The organism is Pseudomonas tensinigenes (assembly GCF_014268445.2).
Taxonomy (GTDB): Bacteria; Pseudomonadota; Gammaproteobacteria; order Pseudomonadales; family Pseudomonadaceae; genus Aquipseudomonas; species Aquipseudomonas tensinigenes.
On record NZ_CP077089.1, the window covers coordinates 3,257,345 to 3,276,400 of the forward strand.

Annotated in this window: 15 protein-coding genes; 1 reads left to right on the forward strand and 14 read right to left on the reverse strand. The window is 58.0% G+C overall.

Going from position 1 to position 19,056, the window contains the following annotated elements:
- Window positions 1-15: 15 nt before the first annotated feature.
- On the reverse strand, window positions 16-879 hold the full coding sequence (locus tag HU718_RS14400) for a DUF4123 domain-containing protein (protein ID WP_150706585.1): 864 nt from the start codon (window positions 877-879) through the stop codon (window positions 16-18).
- On the reverse strand, window positions 870-2,924 hold the full coding sequence (locus HU718_RS14405; protein WP_186615954.1) for a type VI secretion system Vgr family protein: 2,055 nt from the start codon (window positions 2,922-2,924) through the stop codon (window positions 870-872). Before HU718_RS14405 ends, HU718_RS14400 begins: the two co-directional genes overlap by 10 nt.
- 374 nt (window positions 2,925-3,298) lie before the next feature.
- On the opposite strand from HU718_RS14405, the gene HU718_RS14410 reads away from it, so the two are divergent.
- Window positions 3,299-4,600, forward strand: a complete 1,302-nt coding sequence (locus HU718_RS14410; protein WP_186615955.1) for an OprD family porin — start codon at window positions 3,299-3,301, stop codon at window positions 4,598-4,600.
- 110 nt (window positions 4,601-4,710) lie between these two features.
- On the opposite strand, the gene HU718_RS14415 is transcribed toward HU718_RS14410, so the two are convergent.
- From HU718_RS14415 to HU718_RS14470, 12 genes are all read right to left on the reverse strand, one after another.
- Window positions 4,711-5,331 carry a transglycosylase SLT domain-containing protein gene (locus HU718_RS14415; RefSeq protein WP_116028949.1) on the reverse strand — a complete coding sequence of 207 codons (621 nt, stop codon included), beginning with the start codon at window positions 5,329-5,331 and terminating at the stop codon, window positions 4,711-4,713.
- A gap of 45 nt (window positions 5,332-5,376) precedes the next feature.
- A complete protein-coding gene (locus HU718_RS14420) occupies window positions 5,377-6,315 on the reverse strand; it encodes a carbohydrate kinase family protein (protein ID WP_186615956.1) in 939 nt (312 codons plus the stop codon).
- Window positions 6,316-6,328: 13 nt separating this feature from the next.
- Window positions 6,329-7,825, reverse strand: a complete 1,497-nt coding sequence (gene xylB / locus HU718_RS14425; protein ID WP_186615957.1) for a xylulokinase — start codon at window positions 7,823-7,825, stop codon at window positions 6,329-6,331.
- A 333-nt stretch (window positions 7,826-8,158) separates the two neighbouring features.
- On the reverse strand, window positions 8,159-9,631 hold the full coding sequence (locus HU718_RS14430; RefSeq protein WP_186615958.1) for a mannitol dehydrogenase family protein: 1,473 nt from the start codon (window positions 9,629-9,631) through the stop codon (window positions 8,159-8,161).
- A 15-nt stretch (window positions 9,632-9,646) separates the two neighbouring features.
- On the reverse strand, window positions 9,647-10,750 hold the full coding sequence (locus tag HU718_RS14435; protein ID WP_186615959.1) for an ABC transporter ATP-binding protein: 1,104 nt from the start codon (window positions 10,748-10,750) through the stop codon (window positions 9,647-9,649).
- A gap of 166 nt (window positions 10,751-10,916) precedes the next feature.
- The gene (locus HU718_RS14440; RefSeq protein WP_095120887.1) at window positions 10,917-11,747 is read right to left on the reverse strand and encodes a carbohydrate ABC transporter permease; all 831 of its coding nucleotides are present in this window, start codon (window positions 11,745-11,747) and stop codon (window positions 10,917-10,919) included.
- An 8-nt stretch (window positions 11,748-11,755) separates the two neighbouring features.
- Window positions 11,756-12,682, reverse strand: a complete 927-nt coding sequence (locus tag HU718_RS14445; protein WP_186615960.1) for a carbohydrate ABC transporter permease — start codon at window positions 12,680-12,682, stop codon at window positions 11,756-11,758.
- A 155-nt stretch (window positions 12,683-12,837) separates the two neighbouring features.
- Window positions 12,838-14,148 (reverse strand): ABC transporter substrate-binding protein, encoded by a 1,311-nt coding sequence (locus HU718_RS14450; protein ID WP_186615961.1) that lies wholly within the window; start codon window positions 14,146-14,148, stop codon window positions 12,838-12,840.
- 344 nt (window positions 14,149-14,492) lie between these two features.
- Complete coding sequence (locus HU718_RS14455) at window positions 14,493-15,398, reverse strand: AraC family transcriptional regulator (RefSeq protein ID WP_186615962.1); 906 nt, start codon at window positions 15,396-15,398, stop codon at window positions 14,493-14,495.
- A gap of 114 nt (window positions 15,399-15,512) precedes the next feature.
- Window positions 15,513-16,385: a phosphatidylinositol-specific phospholipase C domain-containing protein gene (locus HU718_RS14460; RefSeq protein WP_095120884.1), complete on the reverse strand. Its 873-nt coding sequence runs from the start codon at window positions 16,383-16,385 to the stop codon at window positions 15,513-15,515.
- A gap of 186 nt (window positions 16,386-16,571) precedes the next feature.
- Complete coding sequence (locus tag HU718_RS14465; RefSeq protein ID WP_150706595.1) at window positions 16,572-17,516, reverse strand: phosphatidylinositol-specific phospholipase C domain-containing protein; 945 nt, start codon at window positions 17,514-17,516, stop codon at window positions 16,572-16,574.
- Between the two features lie 131 nt (window positions 17,517-17,647).
- A complete protein-coding gene (locus tag HU718_RS14470) occupies window positions 17,648-18,946 on the reverse strand; it encodes a glycosyltransferase (protein WP_186615963.1) in 1,299 nt (432 codons plus the stop codon).
- Window positions 18,947-19,056: the final 110 nt, after the last annotated feature.

Genomic DNA, 19,056 nt, shown 5'->3' on the forward strand with positions numbered 1-19,056 from the left:
TTTACGGACGGGTCATCAAGCAGCGCTGATAGCGAGTTGCTGCAACTGCTGCACTTTGATGAACGACTCTTCCCTGGATTGCAGGATGGCCATTGCCTGAGGCTGCGTCTCGAGCAGCGGGCCGTTGGTGATTTGGCCCAGTTTCAGTAAATGGCGACCTTCGTAAATGTTGTGGGCAACCAGCACGTTCAGGTTTTCCACGAGGTTGGGCAGTTGTTCGTCGGTGGGTTCACCGTAGGCTGCGTATTGCTCGTCTGCCCAATAAACCCAACCCAGATGCTCCTGAACCTTTGGCGCTGTTGGCGGCAGGTTGAACGCTGAGACGTCGCCCAGCCATTCAAGTTCCGAAACGGGGCGCCAACTGAGCCAGCGACCGCGATTACGCCCGAAGTGGAGCGGTGCCGGGCTGTAAACGTGTTGCCAAGGACCGAAAAGCTGATGCGAACTTTCACCAGCGGTGTAGGCCAGCGCGGCCCACAGGCTTGGCTTGTGATAGCTCAACAGGCTTTGGCCACCGGAGCCATCGTTGGCACGCAGGAGCCAGCGGGCATGTGCCAGTGCCTTGGCTGGATCTGTTGTGGAGAGGGCAATGCCGGAGAAATTTTCTTCGCAGAGCTTTGCCGCTTCGGCTGCGAGTCGACTGCCCCACGGGGCGACCAGCCAGAGAGGACCGTCAGCGGCAATTTCAGCGAAGTCGGTGTTGAGAAACAGACCTTGGGTGTCTACGGGCTCACCGACACGGTAGAAGCGGCTCATGGCTTCCGGCTGGCGGACGCGATCGATGATGAAACACAGGGTCAGGTCGGAGCTTTCTCTCGGCAGTTCCTCGAACCCATGGCGTGGCGCTTCGAGGAGGGCGCTCAGCGCTTTTACATGCATGTGCAATCCTTACGGCTGCAGGCGCCGTTGCTTTGTTTTCCGCACAACGGCGTGATACCTGACTCGTTCAGACGCTTTGGAAGTGGGATGAGTACTTTTCCAGCCTTATCCGCATCCGCCACCTTCATCGGTCCCGGCAGCAATGGTGCCGCAGGCGTCCCGACCCCAGGCGAGCCGCCGGTATTGATCTTCACCTCGGCCCCGCTGATGGTCACGCCACCCGCATCGACCTTGACGAAACTCCCACCAGCCTTGGCCGTGAGTTCCATTGCGCCTTCGACCACCACTTTCTGGCCGGCGTAGTAATGGATTTCTGACCCGGCCTCGACAAACTGCGCAGTCCCGACCTTCAGGTGCTGGGTGACACCCACGGTCAGGTGATCATCCGCACGCATCTCGCTGATGCGATCCAGATGCGTAATCCGGTGCTCTTCAACCTTGAACTCACTCAGCGTATTGGCTTCAACCGTGTCGTGCCGTTCGTTGCCCACGCGAATCTTCTGGTCGTGCTCGATGTTTTCGTCCCAGTCGCGCTGGGCGTGGATGTAGATCTGTTCGGCGCCTTTCTTGTCTTCAATCCGGAACTCGTTGTAGCCCTTGCCGCCCGGTGAGCTCAGGGTCTTGAAGGTGCTGCGGGTCTTGTTTGCCGGCAGGTCGTAGGGGACGACGTTTTCCTTGTGGTACAGGCAACCAGTGACAAGTGGCTGGTCGGGATCGCCTTCGAGGAAGGTGACGAGGACCTCCATGCCGATGCGCGGGATGGCGATGCCGCCGTACGCGGCGCCGGCCCAGCCGCTGGCGACGCGCATCCAGCAGGTGGTTTTGTCGTTGGACTGGCCGTCGCGGTCCCAGTGGAATTGCACTTTGATGCGGCCGTACTGGTCGCAGTGGATTTCTTCGCCCGCCGGGCCGGTGACGACGGCGGTCTGGCTGCCGAGGACTTTTGGTTTCGGGTGTTCGAGGGCAGGGCGGTAGTGCGCGTCCCACGGGGTGGCGAGGAAGCTGTTGCGGTAGCCCTGGTGGAAATCGCTTTTGTTGTCGGTGACGTCGCTGGTGACGTTTTCGCCGAGCACTTGCGGCTGTTTCCCTTCGTGGAAGACTTCCAGCAGCAGCCACAGGTCATTCCATTCGGCGCGCGGGTGTTCGGCCTGCGTGAGGAAATGGCCGCTGGTGAGGGTTGGTTCATCACCTTTACCTTCGGCGAGTTTGTAGTCGCTGCGATGGCGTTCGAGGGCGCGGGTGGAAAGGAACTTGCCGCGCTCGCGGGTGGTGAAGCGGCCGGGGTAGTCGTAGTCTTCGAGGTCCGGGGCAAAGGTGCTTTTCGCCGTGCCTTCGGGGAGGATCTGCGGTTTTTCGAAGTCGTAGTCGCGGCGGCTGACGCGGGTGGTGCGGGTTTCCAGACGCAGGTTGAAACGCTTGATCACCGGTTTGTCGGCGGCCATGCCGGAGTCTTGCTGGTAGCTCACCGGTTTCAGCTTACGGAACACGGTCTGGTCGTCGCCGAACACCAGTTTGTGGCCGCTGCTGCTGTGCTGGAAGTGGAAGTGAATGCCTTCTTCCTCGCACAGGCGCTGGATGAAATGCAGGTCGGATTCGTCGTACTGCACGCAGTACTCGCGTTCCGGGTATTCGGCGTTGAGCTGGAAGCTGTAGGCGTCGGCAAGAATGCCGCGATCTTCCAGGACCTGAGCGATGATCTTCGGCACGGTCAATTGCTGGAAAATCTGCTGATCGTGGTTGTGCCGCAGGTAGGCCAGTTGTGGCACCAGGCTGAGGCTGTAACGGGTCAGGGTCTTGCCGGAGTCGCCTTGCTCGATGCGATAGACCAGACCGTGGATCTTGCCTTCGCCGGTCGGGCCGAAGGTCAGGACGCCGGGTTTGTGCAACAGCTCTTCGAGTTTGAGGTCGGGGCGGGCGCTGACGAGTTCGAGGTCGAAACGGAACGGTTCGTTGAGGGCTTCGCGACCGGTGAAGCTGAGGACTTGCAGGTCGGCGTTGGCGCCTTCAAGCGTGAGGGTAATGTGGGTTGCGTTGGCGTCCAGCATGCCTTGAATTCCGTCCGTTGAATAAGCAGGTGACGGATGATGGAGGATTAAGCGGCCTCGTTCAAGGCACAAAAGCCGTAGGTCTGGCAGGTTTGCGGTATAGGGAAAACCCTTAGATGGGGTGTTTGGCCCAATGAAACCGGGTGTTTAGTGCGAATTGGCGTTGATTGCCGGCAACTTTTCCCACGACCCTGGGTTGAAGAATCCTCAGTCAGATTCAGACTAAAGTCGCCTGTAGCCCGTCAAAGCCATCTGCCATCATTGCCGCTCACCCCTGCGTGTTCACTTTCTCCTGGTTCAATTCGACCCGGGACGGGAGCTATTTTTCTGGCTTGTTGCGCGCTTGCGCAAACGCTGCATTGTTGGAGTTTTTCATGCGTCCCCTATTTCCCCTCATCACCCCGCGCCAGTCGTTTGGCTTCGGAGCCGTTGTGCTGTGCGCAGGTTTTACCGCACAGGCTCAGGCCAGCGGATTTTTTGAAGACACCACGGCGAAAATCGAATCGCGCACGGTGTACTTCAACCGCGATTTCCGTGATGGGAGCACCTCGAACGCTCAGGGCGCCTCCAAGCGTGAGGAGTCGGCACAGGGTTTTATTCTCAACCTGCAATCGGGCTACACCGAAGGTACGGTGGGTTTTGGTATCGATGCGTTGGGCATGCTCGGCTTTCAACTCGATTCCAGCCCGGACCGCAGCAACAGCGGCTTGCTGCCCTCCAGCGGCAACGATCCGCGCGGCTCGAAAGGCCAGTACGCGAAAATGGGCCTGACCGCCAAAGTGAAGGTTTCGAACACGGTGCTGAAGTACGGTGCACTGCTGCCTGATCTGCCGTTGCTGAAATACAACGACGGCCGTTTGCTGCCGACCATGTTCAACGGCGCCATGCTCACCTCTAAAGAGCTGAAAGACTTGACGTTCATGGCCGCGCGCCTGGACAAGTACACCGCGCGTGATTCCACCGATTCGCAAGACATCCGCGTGCACTGCAAAAACAAGCGCTACGCGTGCAACACCACCGCCGACCATTTCGACATGTACGGCTTCGACTACAAGATCAATGATCGCCTGACTGCGCAGTATCACTACGCCGAACTGGAAGACATTTATCGTCAGCACTTTGTCGGGCTGCTGGGTAATCAACCGTTAGCTGGCGGCGTGCTCAAAGCGGATCTGCGCGTGTTGAAAAGTGCCGACAGCGGTGATGCCAAGGCCGGTTCCATCGATAACCGTGCGTTGAGCGGCATGGTGTCCTATGCGCACAGCGGTCACACGTTCAGCGCCGGTTGGCAGCGTATGAACGGCGACAATTCGATGCCGTACCTCGATGGCAGCAATCCGTATCTGGTCAACTATGTGCAGGTCAACGACTTCGCCGCTGCGCAGGAACGTTCGTGGCAACTGCGTTATGACTATGACTTCAAGGCCATTGGCATTAATGGTTTGAGCTTCCTGACCCGCTACGTGAACGGTGATCACATCAAGGTGTTGGGCAGTGATCAGGAAGGCAAGGAATGGGAACGCGACAGCGAGTTGAAGTATGTGATTCAGACGGGCACGTTCAAGGATGTGAGTCTGCGTTTGAGGAATGCGACTTACCGGACCAACTATGAGAAGTTTGCCCGGGATGTGGATGAGACACGGTTGATTGTGAGTTATAGCTTTTCCGTTCTGTAACGGCCCCAATGTAGGAGCTGCCGCAGGCTGCGATCTTTTGACGTTGATTGTTAAAAACAAGATCAAAAGATCGCAGCCTTCGGCAGCTCCTACACGGGATCCCGAAACTTTTACAACCAATGCCAGAACCGGCTCCAGAACCCCCGATTCAAATCCTCCTTGCACCCGGCATATTGCCGCGCATACACGTCCGAGCGATTCTGCACTTTGCGTGCCGTTGGCATCAGCCAGGCTTTGCTCGCGTAAGTCTTGTTGCGGAATCCGCCCCAGCCTTCGTGGTAGTTGAGGTACTGGTTGTAGGCGTCGTACTTGTACACGCCGTTGATCGAATAGGTCTTGTCCATGTACCAGCCAACAAAGTCGATGGCGTCGTCGAAGTCTTCGCGATCGGCGCCGCTGCGGCCGGTGCTTTTCTGGTAATCGGCCCAGACTTCATCCTTGGCTTGCGCATAACCCGAGGCGGTCGAGACGCGGCCCCACGGGATCACCCACAGCAGGTATTTGCGGGGGGTCTTGGCGTCGTAGCGGTAGCCGGATTCCTGATACATGATCGCGAAGGGCACCTGAATCGGCACGCCCCAGCGTTTTTGCGTGACTTGCGCAGCGTCGTACCAGTCGCTTTTTTCGCGGAAGATTTCGCAGATGTCTTCCGGCGAACGGGGCGGCGAGGTGCCGCACCCGCTCAGTAGCGTTGCCAGTGTCAGTAGTCCAAGCGTTTGCCCGTAATTCAAAAGCCGTTATCCCGTCGTGCGCAAAAAGGCCGACAGTCTACGCGTTCAGCTCAATTGGTGACGATAGGGCAGATCCGGGCCGGTTTTGCTGCAGGTCAGCGCGGCGGCTTGCACGGCGAACCTGAGCATGGCGTCGATCTGCTCGTGCGCGAGTTGCTGCACGCCTTCGACCGAATCCAGACCGTGCTCGGTCAGCCAGGTGATCAGCGCGGCCTGGAAGGTATCGCCCGCGCCAACGGTATCGGCAATCTTTATCGAGGCTGCCGGGACTGACCATGTGCCGTGTTGGCGGCTGAACGCAGTAGCGCCATCGCCGCCACGGGTGAGGAAGACGATCTGGCAGCGATGTTCGAGCCAGCCTTCGATCACCCGTTGCGGATCCTGTTCGGGGTAAAGCAGGCTCAGGTCTTCGTCACTGACCTTGATCAGATCGGCCAGTGGCACCAGCGTCGCGATGCGCTCGCGCCACAGGTCGATGTTCGGCTCGGGATTGAGGCGTACGTTCGGATCGAGGGTGATCAGGCGTTTGCCGCTCTCGCGTTGTACCAGCGTCAGCAAGGTGTCGCCAATCGGCTGCACCACCAGCGAGAACGAGCCAATGTGCAAGCCGCGCACCTCAGGACCCAGCGCTGGCAGATGAGCCAGACTCAACTGCCGGTCCGCGCAGCCTTCACCGCGAAAGCTGTAGTGCGGCGAGCCATTGGCACCGACGGCGACCATGGCCAGCGTGGTCGGCGCGGCGAAATCCACCAGATAGTCCGGGCGCACACCTTCATCCCGCAGCACTTGCCGCAAACGACGGCCGAGGTAGTCAGTGGACAGCCCGCCAAACAAGGCCGAGTCCACCCCCAGACGGCGCAAACCGACGGCGACGTTGAACGGCGAGCCGCCGGCAATCGCCTTGAAGTTCACTTTCGAAGCCAGACCGCTGGCGTCGTCTTCACTGAAAAAATCGAACAGGGCTTCGCCACACACCAAATACATAATTGTTTGCTCTTTATAGGGTTGCGACATGCTGTTGATAGCGTTCATAGGCCTGCTGGAACGCCGCGACGTTGGCGGCAATCGGCAGGGTTTCACTGCTGGAGTCGAGTTTCACGCAGCGCTGACACAGGTCGGCGAGGGTGTTTTCGTGGCCGTTCGACCAGGATTTGCACCACGCCGCTTGAATCGCTGCGCCGAGGGCTGCGGCTTCGCTTTGTTCGGTGCAGATCACCGGGGTGTTCATGATGTCGGCGACGATCTGCCGCCACAACGCGCTTTTCGAACCGCCGCCGATCAGGCAAATGCTGCGGCTTTGTAAACCATTGTGGCGCAGCAAATCCAGCCCGTAGCGTAAACCGAAGGTGGTGCCTTCGACGGCGGCGCGGCACAGATTGGCCTGGGTCAGGTTGTCCAGCGTCAAGCCGTGCAGGCTGCCGGTGGCGTGGGGCAGGGCGGGGACGCGTTCGCCGTTGAGGAATGGCAGCATGCTCACGCCGTCGGCGCCGATGGGCGCCTGGGCGACGAGGTCGTTGAACTGCTGCAGATCGAGGTCGAACAGCTCGCGAATCGCGCCGGTGGCGTTGGTCAGGTTCATGGTGCAGATCAGCGGCAACCAACCGCCACTCGACGAACAGAACGTCGCGACCGAGGCATCCGGGCTGACTTTCGGCACTTCGGAATAGGCGTACACCGTACCGGAAGAGCCGAGGCTCATGGTGATCGCGCCGGGCTGAATGTTGCCGGTGCCGATGGCGCCCATCATGTTGTCGCCGCCGCCGCTGGAGACCAGCGCATTGGGGTTGATGCCGAGGTGTTCGGCAATCGCCGGCAAAATGGTGCCGACAGATTGATGTGCATCGATCAGCTCAGGCAATGCGGCTTGCAGGCGTCCGCTGGCGTCGATGTCGCGCAGCAGTTGCAAGTCCCATTGGCGGGTGCGCACGTTGAAATAGCCGGTGCCGGAGGCGTCGCCGTATTCGCTGCAGGCGCGGCCGGTGAGCCAGAAGTTCAGGTAGTCGTGGGGCAGCAGGATGCGTGCGATGCGTGAGAACACCACGGGGTGCTGCTCTTTGGTCCAGAGCAGTTTCGACACCGTGTAGCCCGGCGCGATGACCACGCCAAGGCGTTCCAGCGAACCTTTTTCACCGCCCAGATGCACCAGCATACGGTCATTTTCGGCGCTGGTTTCGGTGTCGCACCAGAGCTTGGCCGGGCGCAGCACTTCGCCTTGATCATCGAGCAGGACCAGACCGTGTTGCTGACCGGATACGCCGATGCCGAGGATCGACTGGCCGTCGACATTCGCCGCGAGCAATGCCTGGCGGGTGGCGAGGGTGAAGGCTTCCAGCCATTGCTGGGTGTCTTGTTCGCGACGGCCGTTGGCGCCGCTGATCATCGTGTGTGCGGCGGCGCCTTGGCCGAGGACTTGACCGCTGATGGCGTCGAGGATGATGGCTTTGGTGCCTTGGGTGCCGCAGTCGATGCCGAGGAACAGTTGTTGTGTTGTCATGTGTGAACCACTCGGGGTGTGGTGAAGATCAAGAGCTTACCCCCTCACCCCAGCCCTCTCCCCCAAGGGGGCGAGGGGGAAGGGAGCCGATCGGGGGCTGTTCAAAATCTGAGTTCGACTCCGGATATCTCAAACCGGGGCTGTTCAAATCCTGAGTTCGACTCCGGTTCTCTCAAACCGGGGCTGTTCAAAACCTGAGTTCGACTCCGGTTCTATCAAACCGGAGCTGTTCAAAACCTGAGTTCAACTCCGGACTTTCAGGTCGATGTAAGGTGTACAAACCACTCGGTCAGTCCCCTCTCCCTTTGGGAGAGGGCTAGGGTGAGGGGCTTTTCAATCCAGAATCCGCTGCAAAGTCCGCGTCACACCCTCTTCACGCAAACTGTTGCAGCACCACTCAAACGCCGCCACAAACTCCGCCGAACGCGGAATCGCCGTGCCGAAAATCTCCTCGACCGCCAACAACCGCTGCGTAATTAAAGCATCGTCCGCGACCAACGCCTGACAAAACGCCGCGCGCGGATCCGGGATCGAATAGGTATCGCCATTCTCATCGACCCCCTTCAAATACAACGCCCAAGCCGCCACCACCAACGCCGCGCGCTTGGTCTCCTGCCCATCAGCAATCAACCGGTTGATCGTCGGAATGGTGAATTTGGGAAACTTCGACGAGCCGTCCGAACACACCCGCTCCAGCTGATCGGCAATCGCCTGATTGGAGAAGCGCGCCACCAGCGTGTTTTTGTAATCGGTCAGATCAATGCCCGGCACCGGCGCCAGTTGCGGGGTCACGTCGAGATACATATAGGCGCGCATATAACGTACGAACAGCGGGTCGTTCATGGTTTCATGAACAAACCGATAACCCTTCAAAAAGCCCAGATAGGTCAGCGCCAGGTGGCTGCCGTTGAGCAGTTTGATCTTCATTTCTTCATAGGGCGAAACATCGTCGGTGAATTGCACGCCAACCTTTTCCCAGGCCGGGCGACCGTTGACGAATTTGTCTTCCAGCACCCATTGCACGAACGGCTCGCAGACCACCGGCCAGGCATCGTCGACGCCGTGTTTGTCGGCCAGTTGCAGGCGATGGGCAGTGCTGGTCATCGGTGTGATGCGATCGACCATGGCGTTGGGGAAACTGACGTTGGCGTCGATCCAGCTGCACAGATTGCTGTTGCGCAGTGTGGCAAATGCCAGCAACGCCTTGCGCGTCACGGCGCCGTTGTGCGGCAGGTTATCGCAAGACATCACGGTAAACGCCTGGATGCCTGCCGCGCGGCGTTTTTCCAGGGCTGCACACAAGAAACCGAACACGGTTTTCGGTGCATCGGGATGGGCCAGATCGTGTTGGATCTGTGGCAAGTGCGCCATGAATTCGCCGTTGCTGTCGTCAATGCAGTAACCGCCCTCGGTGATGGTCAGCGAGACGATGCGGATTTGCGGATCGGCGAGTTTGTCGATCAACGCCTGAGCGTCGTCCTCGGCCAGCAGCATGTCGCGAATCGCACCGATCACGCGGACTTCGGTGTCGTCGCCGTCGCCGAGTTCGAACAGGGTGAACAGGTAATCCTGTTCCTTGAGGTCACTGCGGGCGCGGCGGTCCTCAGCGCGCAGGCCGACACCGCAAATCGCCCAGTCGAGGGCTTCGCCGGTGTTCATCAGCGCATCGGTGTAATACGCCTGATGCGCGCGGTGGAAGCCGCCGACACCAATGTGTGCGATGCCTTGACGCGTGTCGTTGAGGCTGTAGGCCGGCAGTTGTACTTCGCTGGCCAGACGATGGAGATTCTGTTGGTTGAGTTTCATCGGGAATTCTCGAAATCAGGCCGCAGCACGCAGCGGACGGGTCAACGCGATACCTTCGGCATCGAATAAATGGCAGTGCGCCGGGTCGAGGTGCAGGCTCAGCTGTTCGCCGTAACGGCTGGCCAGATCACCGCGCACGCGCATGGTCAGGGCTTCGCCGGCGTTGGTGGTGACGTGGCAGAAGGTGTCGCTGCCCAGGCGTTCGCTGACGTCAGCGGTGACTTGCAGCGTGCAGTCGCCCGCTTGCGCCAGCTCCAGATGTTCCGGGCGAATGCCCAACGTCACGGCGCTGCCGACACTGAGGTTGGCGGCGTTGAACGGCAGGGTGATGCGCGTGCCGGCGTCCAGCGACACTTCGCAGCTTTGGCCGTCGACGCGGGCGATCTTGCCTTTGAGGAAGCCCATTTTCGGCGTGCCGAGGAACCCGGCGACGAACAGGTTCGCCGGGTTGTGATAGAGGTCCAGTGGCGAGCCGACCTGTTCGATCTTGCCGCCATTGAGCACCACGACTTTGTCGGCCATGGTCATCGCTTCGACCTGATCGTGGGTGACGTAGATCATCGTCGCTTGCAGGTCTTTGTGCAGGCGCAGCAGCTCCAGGCGCATCTGCACGCGCAGCGCGGCGTCGAGGTTGGACAGCGGTTCATCGAAGAGGAAGATTTTCGGATTGCGCACGATGGCGCGGCCAATCGCAACGCGTTGACGCTGGCCACCGGAGAGCTGTTTCGGCTTGCGCTCAAGCATCGGCCCGAGCTCGAGAATGCGCGCCGCTTCGCCGACTTTCTTCTCGACTTCGGCTTTCGGCACGCCGGCCAGATCGAGGGCGAACGACATGTTCTTTTTCACGGTCATGTGCGGATACAGCGCGTAGGTCTGAAACACCATCGCCAGATCGCGCTTGGCCGGGCTGACTTCGGTGATGTCGCGGCCATCCAGTTCAATGGTGCCGTCGCTGACTTCTTCCAGGCCGGCAATCAGGCGTAGCAGGGTGGATTTGCCGCAGCCCGACGGGCCGACGAAGACCACGAATTCCTTGTCGTTCACTTCCAGGTCGATGCCTTTGATGATGGAGAAGCCTTCGAAGCCTTTTTGCAGATTCTTGATTTTCAGGTTGGCCATGAGGATGGGCCTCCACAATGTTGTTATTCGTATGAGCCTTGCAGGCTTTTTTGTGGGAGCGAGCCTGCTCGCGAAGGGGCCGTGTCAGTCGCCATCAGGGTTGAATGACACTCCGCTTTCGCGAGCAGGCTCACTCCTACAGGGGAATGTGTTGGGTTCGGGATCTTCATTTCACGGCGCCAAAGGAGAGGCCGCGCACCAGTTGTTTCTGGCTGATCCAGCCGAAGATCAGGATCGGCGCACAGGCCAGCGTCGACACCGCCGACAATTTGGCCCAGAACAAGCCTTCAGGACTCGAATACGAGGCGATCAACGCGGTCAGTGGCGCGGCTTTCGACGAGGTCAGGTTCAGCGACCAGAACGCCTCGTTCCAGCACAGAATCAACGACAGCAGCACGGTCGAGGCGAGGCCGCCCTTGGCGATCGGCAGCAGCACGCGGACCATTTCCTGCCACAGTGTGGCGCCGTCGAGGCGGGCGGCTTCGAGGATGTCTTTGGGGATGTCCTTGAAGTAGGTGTAAACCATCCAGACCACGATCGGCAGGTTGATCAGCGTGTAGATCACGATCAGTGCGATGCGCGTGTCGAGCAGGCCGAAGCTTTTCGCCAGCAGGTAGATCGGCATCAGCACGCCCACCGGCGGCAGCATCTTGGTCGAGAGCATCCACAGCAGCGTGCCTTTGGTGCGTTGGGTTTCGTAAAACGCCATCGAGTACGCCGCCGGCACCGCGATCAGCAGGCACAAAGCGGTGGCGCTGAAGGAAATCACCACCGAGTTCCAGGCGAAGCTGAAGTAGTCGCTGCGCTCGTTGATGTGCAGGTAGTTCTCCAGCGTCGGCGTGAAAATGAATTGCGGCGGCGTGGCGAACGCGTCGATTTCGGTTTTGAAACTGGTCATCACCATCCACAAGATCGGGAAGAAAATCACGATGGCGATGGCCCAGGCCAGGGTGCCGAGCAGCAGGCTTTGCAGCCGGCGGGATTGTTGAAGAGTCATGGCAGGCCTCAGGCTTTGTCAGTCAGGTTTTTGCCGATCATCCGCACCAGAATGATCGCGGCGATGTTGGCGATGACCACAGCAATCAAGCCGCCCGCCGACGCCATGCCGACGTCGAACTGCACCAGCGCCTGGTTGTAGATCAGGTAGGCGAGGTTGGTCGAGGCGTAGCCGGGGCCGCCGTTGGTGGTGGTGAAAATCTCAGCGAACACCGACAGCAGGAAGATCGTTTCGATCATCACCACCACGGCAATCGGTCGTGCCAGATGCGGCAGGGTCAGGTGCCAGAAGATCGCGATCGGCCCGGCACCGTCGAGGCGCGCGGCTTCTTTCTGTTCCTGGTCCAGCGACTGCATCGCGGTCATCAGAATCAGGATGGCGAAGGGCAGCCATTGCCACGAAACAATGATGATGATCGACAGCAGCGGGTAGTGTGCGAGCCAGTCCACCGGTTGCGCGCCGAACAGCTTCCAGATGTAGGCGAGGATCCCCGAGACCGGATGGAAGATCAGGTTCTTCCAGATCAACGCACCGACCGTGGGCATGATGAAGAACGGCGAAATCAGCATGACCCGCACGATGCCGCGACCGAGAAATTCGCTGGCCTCCAGCAACGCACTGATCAACACGCCCAACACAACACTGATCAGCAACACGCTACCGACCAGCAACAGCGTGTTGGTGGCACCGGGCATGAAGCCCGAGTCGGTCAGAAAGTAGGTGAAGTTCTCCAGCCCGACGAACTCGTTCTCACCGGGGTAGAGCAGGTTGTAGCGGATCATCGAGAAGTAGATGGTCATGCCCAGCGGCACGATCATCCACAGCAGCAACAGGGCCACCGAAGGGCTGACCAGAAACCAGCCGGGATTGCGTACGCGGACCTTGCGCGCAGGTGGCGTCAGGTCGAGGTGGGCTTTGGCAGTTGAAGTATTCATGGTGATCACAACCGAGTCATACAGACCTATGGAGATCCCATGTGGGAGCGAGCCTGCTCGCGAAAGCGCTGGATCAGTGCCATGTGTTTTGGCTGGCACGACGCCTTCGCGAGCAGGCTCGCTCCCACAGGAGGCAGGAGCAAGTCGTTCAGCGGTTACTTGGGATAACCGGCGCGCTTCATCTCGCGTTCAGTGGTTTGCTGCGCGGCAGTCAGGGCCTGATCCACCGTGGTTTGGCCGATCAGCGCCGCCGAGAATAGCTTGCCGACCTGCGTCCCCACTGCCTGGAACTCAGGAATGGTCACCAGTTGAATGCCGATGTACGGCACCGGTTTCAGCGTTGGCTTGCTCGGGTCAGCCGCTTTCAGCGATTCGAGCGTGACCTTGGCAAACGGCGCGGCGCTCATGTAGGCATCGCTGTAGGTCGAGGCGCGGGTGCCTGGCGGTACGTTGGCGATGCCGTCAGTTTTGGCCACCAGTTCGCCATATTCTTTGGAGGTTGCCCAGGCGCTGAATTGCTTCGCGGCGTCTTTGGCTTTGGAACTGGTCGGAATCGCCAGCGCCCACGAGTACAGCCAGGCCGAGCCTTTGTCAGTCACTTGATGCGGGGCGAAGGTGAAGCCGACATGATCGGCAACCTTGCTCTGGGTCTTGTCGGTGACGAACGAGCCGGCGACGCTGGCATCGACCCACATCGCGCATTTGCCGCTGTTGAACAGTGCGAGGTTTTCGTTGAAACCGTTGCTGGAAGCGCCCGGCGGGCCGGATTTCTTCATGGTGTCGACATAGAAGTTCAGCGCGTTTTTCCACTCAGGGCCGCTGAATTCCGGTTTCCACTGCTCATCGAACCAGCGCGCGCCATAGGCGTTGGCGACGGTGGTGATCAGCGCCATGTTCTCGCCCCAGCCGGCCTTGCCGCGCAGGCAGATGCCGTACTGTTCCTTGTCCTTTTTCGTGAGCTTTTCGGCGAAACCGGCAATCTCTTCCCAAGTCGGACGCTCGGGCATGGTCAGGCCGGCATCCTTGAACAGGTCGGTGCGGTAATAGGTGATCGAGCTTTCCGCGTAAAACGGCAGGGCGTACAGCGAACCCTTGACCGACAGGCCTTCACGCACCGACGGGAACACATCGTCGAGGGCGTAACTGGCCGGCAGATCCTTCATCGGTTCGAGCCAACCCTTTGCGCCCCACAGTGCCGCTTCGTACATGCCGATGGTCAACACGTCGAACTGACCGCCCTGAGTGGCGATGTCGGTGGTCAGGCGTTGGCGCAGAACGTTTTCTTCGAGCACCACCCAATTGAGTTTGATGTCCGGATGCTCGGCCTCGAAGGTTTTCGAGAGCTTTTGCATGCGGATCATGTCGCTGTTGTTGACGGTGGCGATGGTCAGGGTCTGGGCGCCAAGGCTGACGCTGCTGAGGGTCATGCAGGTGAGGGCAAGCAGAGCTTTTGCAGTGGGTTGCATCGTGCACTCCTTTTCTGCGTCCGGTGGGAGGCAGAAGGACAGTTATTGTTTTTGTGTCTTCCGACGACAGGAAGAATGTGCACTGATTACAGCCTTCAATCGCAGGGCTGACAAATCATCCCTAGCACTTTTATCGATACTTTTTTGCACTGGGCTTTTGCTGACTAAACGCAGGGAAGGGCGTTTCAACGCCGAGGTGCTATCGAATGCGTACAGGTTTCTGATGTCGACACAGCCCCTTGTAGGAGTGAGCCTGCTCGCGATAGCGGAATGTCAGCCAACATTTCTGCAAGCTGTCACACCGCTATCGCGAGCAGGCTCAGTCCTACAGTGGAATTGCGTTGTCAGTGGTGGTTCTGTTCGGTCAGGCGCTGCACCGCGAGCCGTCGATAATGCGACGGCGTCATGCCCTTGAGCTGCTGAAAGCGCCGATTGAAGTTGGAAATGTTGTTGAAGCCGGATTCGAAACACACATCGGTCACCGGTTTATCGCCGTCAGCCAGCAGTTCACAGGATTTGCTGATGCGCAGGCGATTGACGAACTCGATGAAGTTGCGCCCAGTGGCCTGTTTGAACACTCGGCTGAAATAAGTGGGTGTCATACCCAGATGTTCCGCGACTTCCTCCAGTGAAATATCCCGGGCGTAGTGCGCAAAGATGTAGTCCACGGCGCGGTTGGTGCGGTCGATATTGTGTTCATCGGCCAGTTGCGTGTTAGTGGCGCCCGAGAGCAATTGATAGTCGTCACTCGCAGCGAGCAATTCCATCAGGATAAAGAAGTGGCCGAGGCGGGTAATGCCTCTGGAATCGGCAATGCGCTGCATCAGCGTCATGGCCTGGCGAATCGTGTGCTTGCAGCGGAATTCGATACCGTACTGCGCACGTTCCAGCAGCGGTGCAAGGGATTTGAGTTCGGCGAAAACCTGATGGCCGTCTTCGAACAATTCATCGGTGAAGTTGACCAGCATGTCGCGCTTTTCAACCACTTCGTCTTCAGCTACCTGGCTGATCCAGTTGTGCGGCAGATTGGGCCCGGTGAGAAACAGGGTTTCGGGATAAAAGTTGCCGATGTAGTCGCCGATGAACACCTTTCCGGCGCTGGCGACGATCAGATGCAGTTCGTATTCCTTGTGGAAATGCCAACGTACCAGCGGGCAGGGGAAGCCGTGCTGGCGGTAGATGATGGACAACCCGTTATGGTCATCCATCAACTCGTATGAAGGGTCGGTCACGCGGGCGGTTCGGGTCATGGCGGGCAGCTTTTTTGTTATCGCCCGCCGATCATGCCTCGTTTGCCGTGGCGTGCGCCAGTTCGTTGCGAGGGCATTCCATGGAGCTGACTCAATCAGACTGCACGCGCAGCGTTACTGCGCCTTCTCGTTAGCTTTCTCAAGATTGGCCAGACAGCAATAAAAGACAATTTTCGAGTCTTTAATAAAATCGAAATTGATGATGTTGCACAGCTTCGCCCAGCCTGTCCTGTCCGGGGAGAACCAGGTGTCCAGATCATTAAGAATTCGCTTTGGCCCGCCGGGAAACGTAAAACACGTAGCAGAGAGCGACCAGAGGTGTTGCCTGCTCCTGGGCTCGGCCATTACCTTTGTAATGAATTGGTGCAGGTCAGTGGTGCTGACAAGGCTTTGGCCGATCCATTTGTGGTTGATTGGTGAGTAAAACCGATTGTCGTTTGCGTTCCACGGCATCGACGCTGTAACCAGGACTCTTTGCAGAGCACTTGATTGTTTGAGCTGGCCAAGTGAGCGGTACACGTTATGGCTGGGAATCATCCGTTCACCAAGATGTTGCAGCATCAAATCCCTGAACTTGATGAAGTTGAACTCACTGTCACCTTTTTTCAGTTCATGAAAGTCGAGGATAATGAATTCATCCGGTCTTTCCGAGAGGAATCTGTTGACATCGCGAACAAGATCTTCAAGGGTTCGCGAAGTAAGATACCCGTTGTGCTGAAAACGGAACTGACTGAAACCTTTGGCTTTGTCGTGATACTCCAGGCGAACATCCAGTGCTCGGGCACCGAGGTTGAGTTGCGCGTAGAAAGAATCATCCTGGCAGGCGATGAGGTTTTTGCCTGGAAGCAATGCGTACGAGGCTTTCCAGTCACAGCCCGCATTATGCGTTCCAGGCAGTGTCAGTTCAAAAAGGGACAAGTTATCAAGTTGCGGGATGGCGGACATCCATTGATTAAGTGGAATGTTTTCGAGTTTGGTGTTAAGCATTTCATTGTCCTGCGTAAAGTTATAGAAGTTGTGCGCGCAGGATGTTTATAGTGTCTGGGGCTTGTTTGGCCAATGCTTTGTTTAATGCAATTCGTGTATCGGTGGATGCGGGCGTGCGCTAGGTAATGCCGCCAAGTGTTTTTTGTATGTTACTTGGCGAACATGATTCGCTTGGTTTACTGTTTATCAGCTGTTTGAATGGCGGAGGATATAGGAAGAATGCCCTCGGGATTTTTCAAAGGCCTTCTTGATATTCGCCTGATAGCAGAAATAAACGAGTTTTGAGTTTTTTATGAAATCGAAGTTGATAATGCTGCATTTTTCTGCCCAGTCACTGTTGTCTGGATCGAACCACGTGTCGAGCTGATCAAGCATTCTGACAGGCCCGCCAGCGTCATAGATGGCTGCCGACAGCGACCAGGGTGCCGACTTCTCAGGAGGCTCAGCCAACACTCTGGCAATGAACGCCTGCAGGCGCGTGTGTTGGGGTTGAGCTATCTGCTCCAGGGTATCTCCGACAACTTTCAGAAAGTCACTGCCGGCCCATTGATGGGTTATTTGCGCACCGAAGACGGTTCGGTCCAGGTGGCGGTTGGCAGGTCCGGTGACCAGCACACGCTGAAGTCGGCTGACGTCCTTTAATTGACCAAGTGTCAGGTGTCTGTTGCCGGTGGGGATGATGTGCTCACCCAGTTGCACCTTCATTACCTCATTGAAGTATTTGAAATCGAAGGGTTCAGCGCCGTGTTCGATTTTGTGAAAGTCCAAAATGATGAACTCATTAAAACTTCTCTCGAGAAACGCTTTAATGTCACGAATAAGGTCGGCCAGCGTGCGCGAAGACCAGGTCTTGTCGTGTACAAACCGGAACTTTTCAAGCCCGTTCGCATGGGGGTTGTAAACCAGGCGCACATCAAGCGCCCGGGCACCGCGGTTGAGCTGACTGTAAAAGGATACGTCCTGGCAGGCGAACCAGTTACGCGTGAATACATTGGAATAGTCGGCTTCCAGGTCGCAACCGGCGTTATGGGTGCCTGGCAATGTCAGCTCATTGAGTGAAAGTGTGTCGATTTCCGGGGCTGCATTCATCCACTCGTAAAGAGGCAGTATTTGTCTGTTGAGTTGCGTCATGTTATCCATCCGGCACAAGTGAGTAATGAAAGTCATTATTGATGCGAGAGCGGATGGTTATAGCGCTTGATATTTGTTTGGCCAATATCGGTAGTTATGCAGTGTGTGTCGTCACGACCGGTTACTGATCGTCACGTTGGCGAAGTATTGCGGTTTTTTGCTTCAATCCATTGCGCCATATATTGAGTACTTTTGTGCGCATGATGCCGCAACATGCTGCCGATAAAGTTATTGGCTCTGAGTGTCGGCAAGTTCAGTTGGCAATCACGCAGCTTTTCGATCAGCGCCTGACCATGCACTGCCCGTTGGTAGCGCTCGCCGAGCAAGGTGTTTGCCGCCAATTGGCTCGCCTGCCACTGCGTTTCATCCTGATAGAGGCGAACGGCCTGGTTGGCCAACTCGGTCGCCGAAAGCGCAACGGCACCGGGCCACGGCTGACCGGCATGCATGCCCTCCGCTCCAATGGGGGTGGTGACACTCGGTGTGCCGCACAGCATGGCGTCAACCAGTTTGCCCTTTATACCGGCGCCGAAGCGCAGCGGGGCCAGGCAAACCCGTGCGGCGGACATGACCTGCAACGCGTCTTCGGCCCAGTTCATCACATGAAAGCCCTGCGCAGCATTATGCAACGCCGTGGCCTTGGGCGGTGTGTATGCGCCATAGATGTGCAACTGCGCTTGCGGCAATTGCTGACGTATAAGTGGCCAGACGATGGATTTCATCCAGAGCACCGCATCCCAGTTGGGCGCGTGCCGGAAGTTGCCGATGCTTACAAAGTGCGCTCGATCGGTGAAGGCCGCAGGGGGGGCACCTGGCAGGTCAATCATCAGTGGGCACCAATGCAACAATTGACGTGGCAAGCCGAATTGTTCGACCAGCAAGTCAATTTCCACTTCGGAAATCATCAGGTTCAGATCGCAGCGGTACAGCGCCGCGATTTCCCGTTTGGCCAGATCAGTATCGGCCATCAACTCAAACTCTTCGCGCAATGCCGGCGCAAACAGCTCGCTGAAGTCGTCCTGATCGCTGTTGGCTTTCAGGCGGTCCTTGAGCCGCTGATGGCGGGCATGTCGCAGGCTCTGCAGGTCGGAGGTTTCCAGCACACGCAGGGCCTCGGGGCAGTGCTTTTCAACCCGCCAGCCGAACTGCTCCTCCATCATGAACTGGTCGAACAGCACAATATCCGGCGCCAGTTCACTGATGAATACGTCGAAACTGCTGTTGTTGAGTTCAATGGATACTTCGCGAATACCCAACGCAGATAGATCTGCCTTATGTTCGCCGGGGCCGGCGGGACTGCTGAAGGTGATGTCCCAACCCTGTTGCAAAAACGTTTCGAGGATCTGCATGACGTGGCCACTGGCGGCGGACGAGCGCGGTTCGGGCCAGACATATCCGATGACCAGGACTTTGGTAACGGGCTGAGTCATTAGCAGTGATCCTATGCAGCAAAGCGTGGGCGAAAAAAGGGCGCAATTAAACCACAGTGGTGGTTGCTTGCACCCGGTTATCAATCAGGCCCGGTGGCGGAAATACAGGT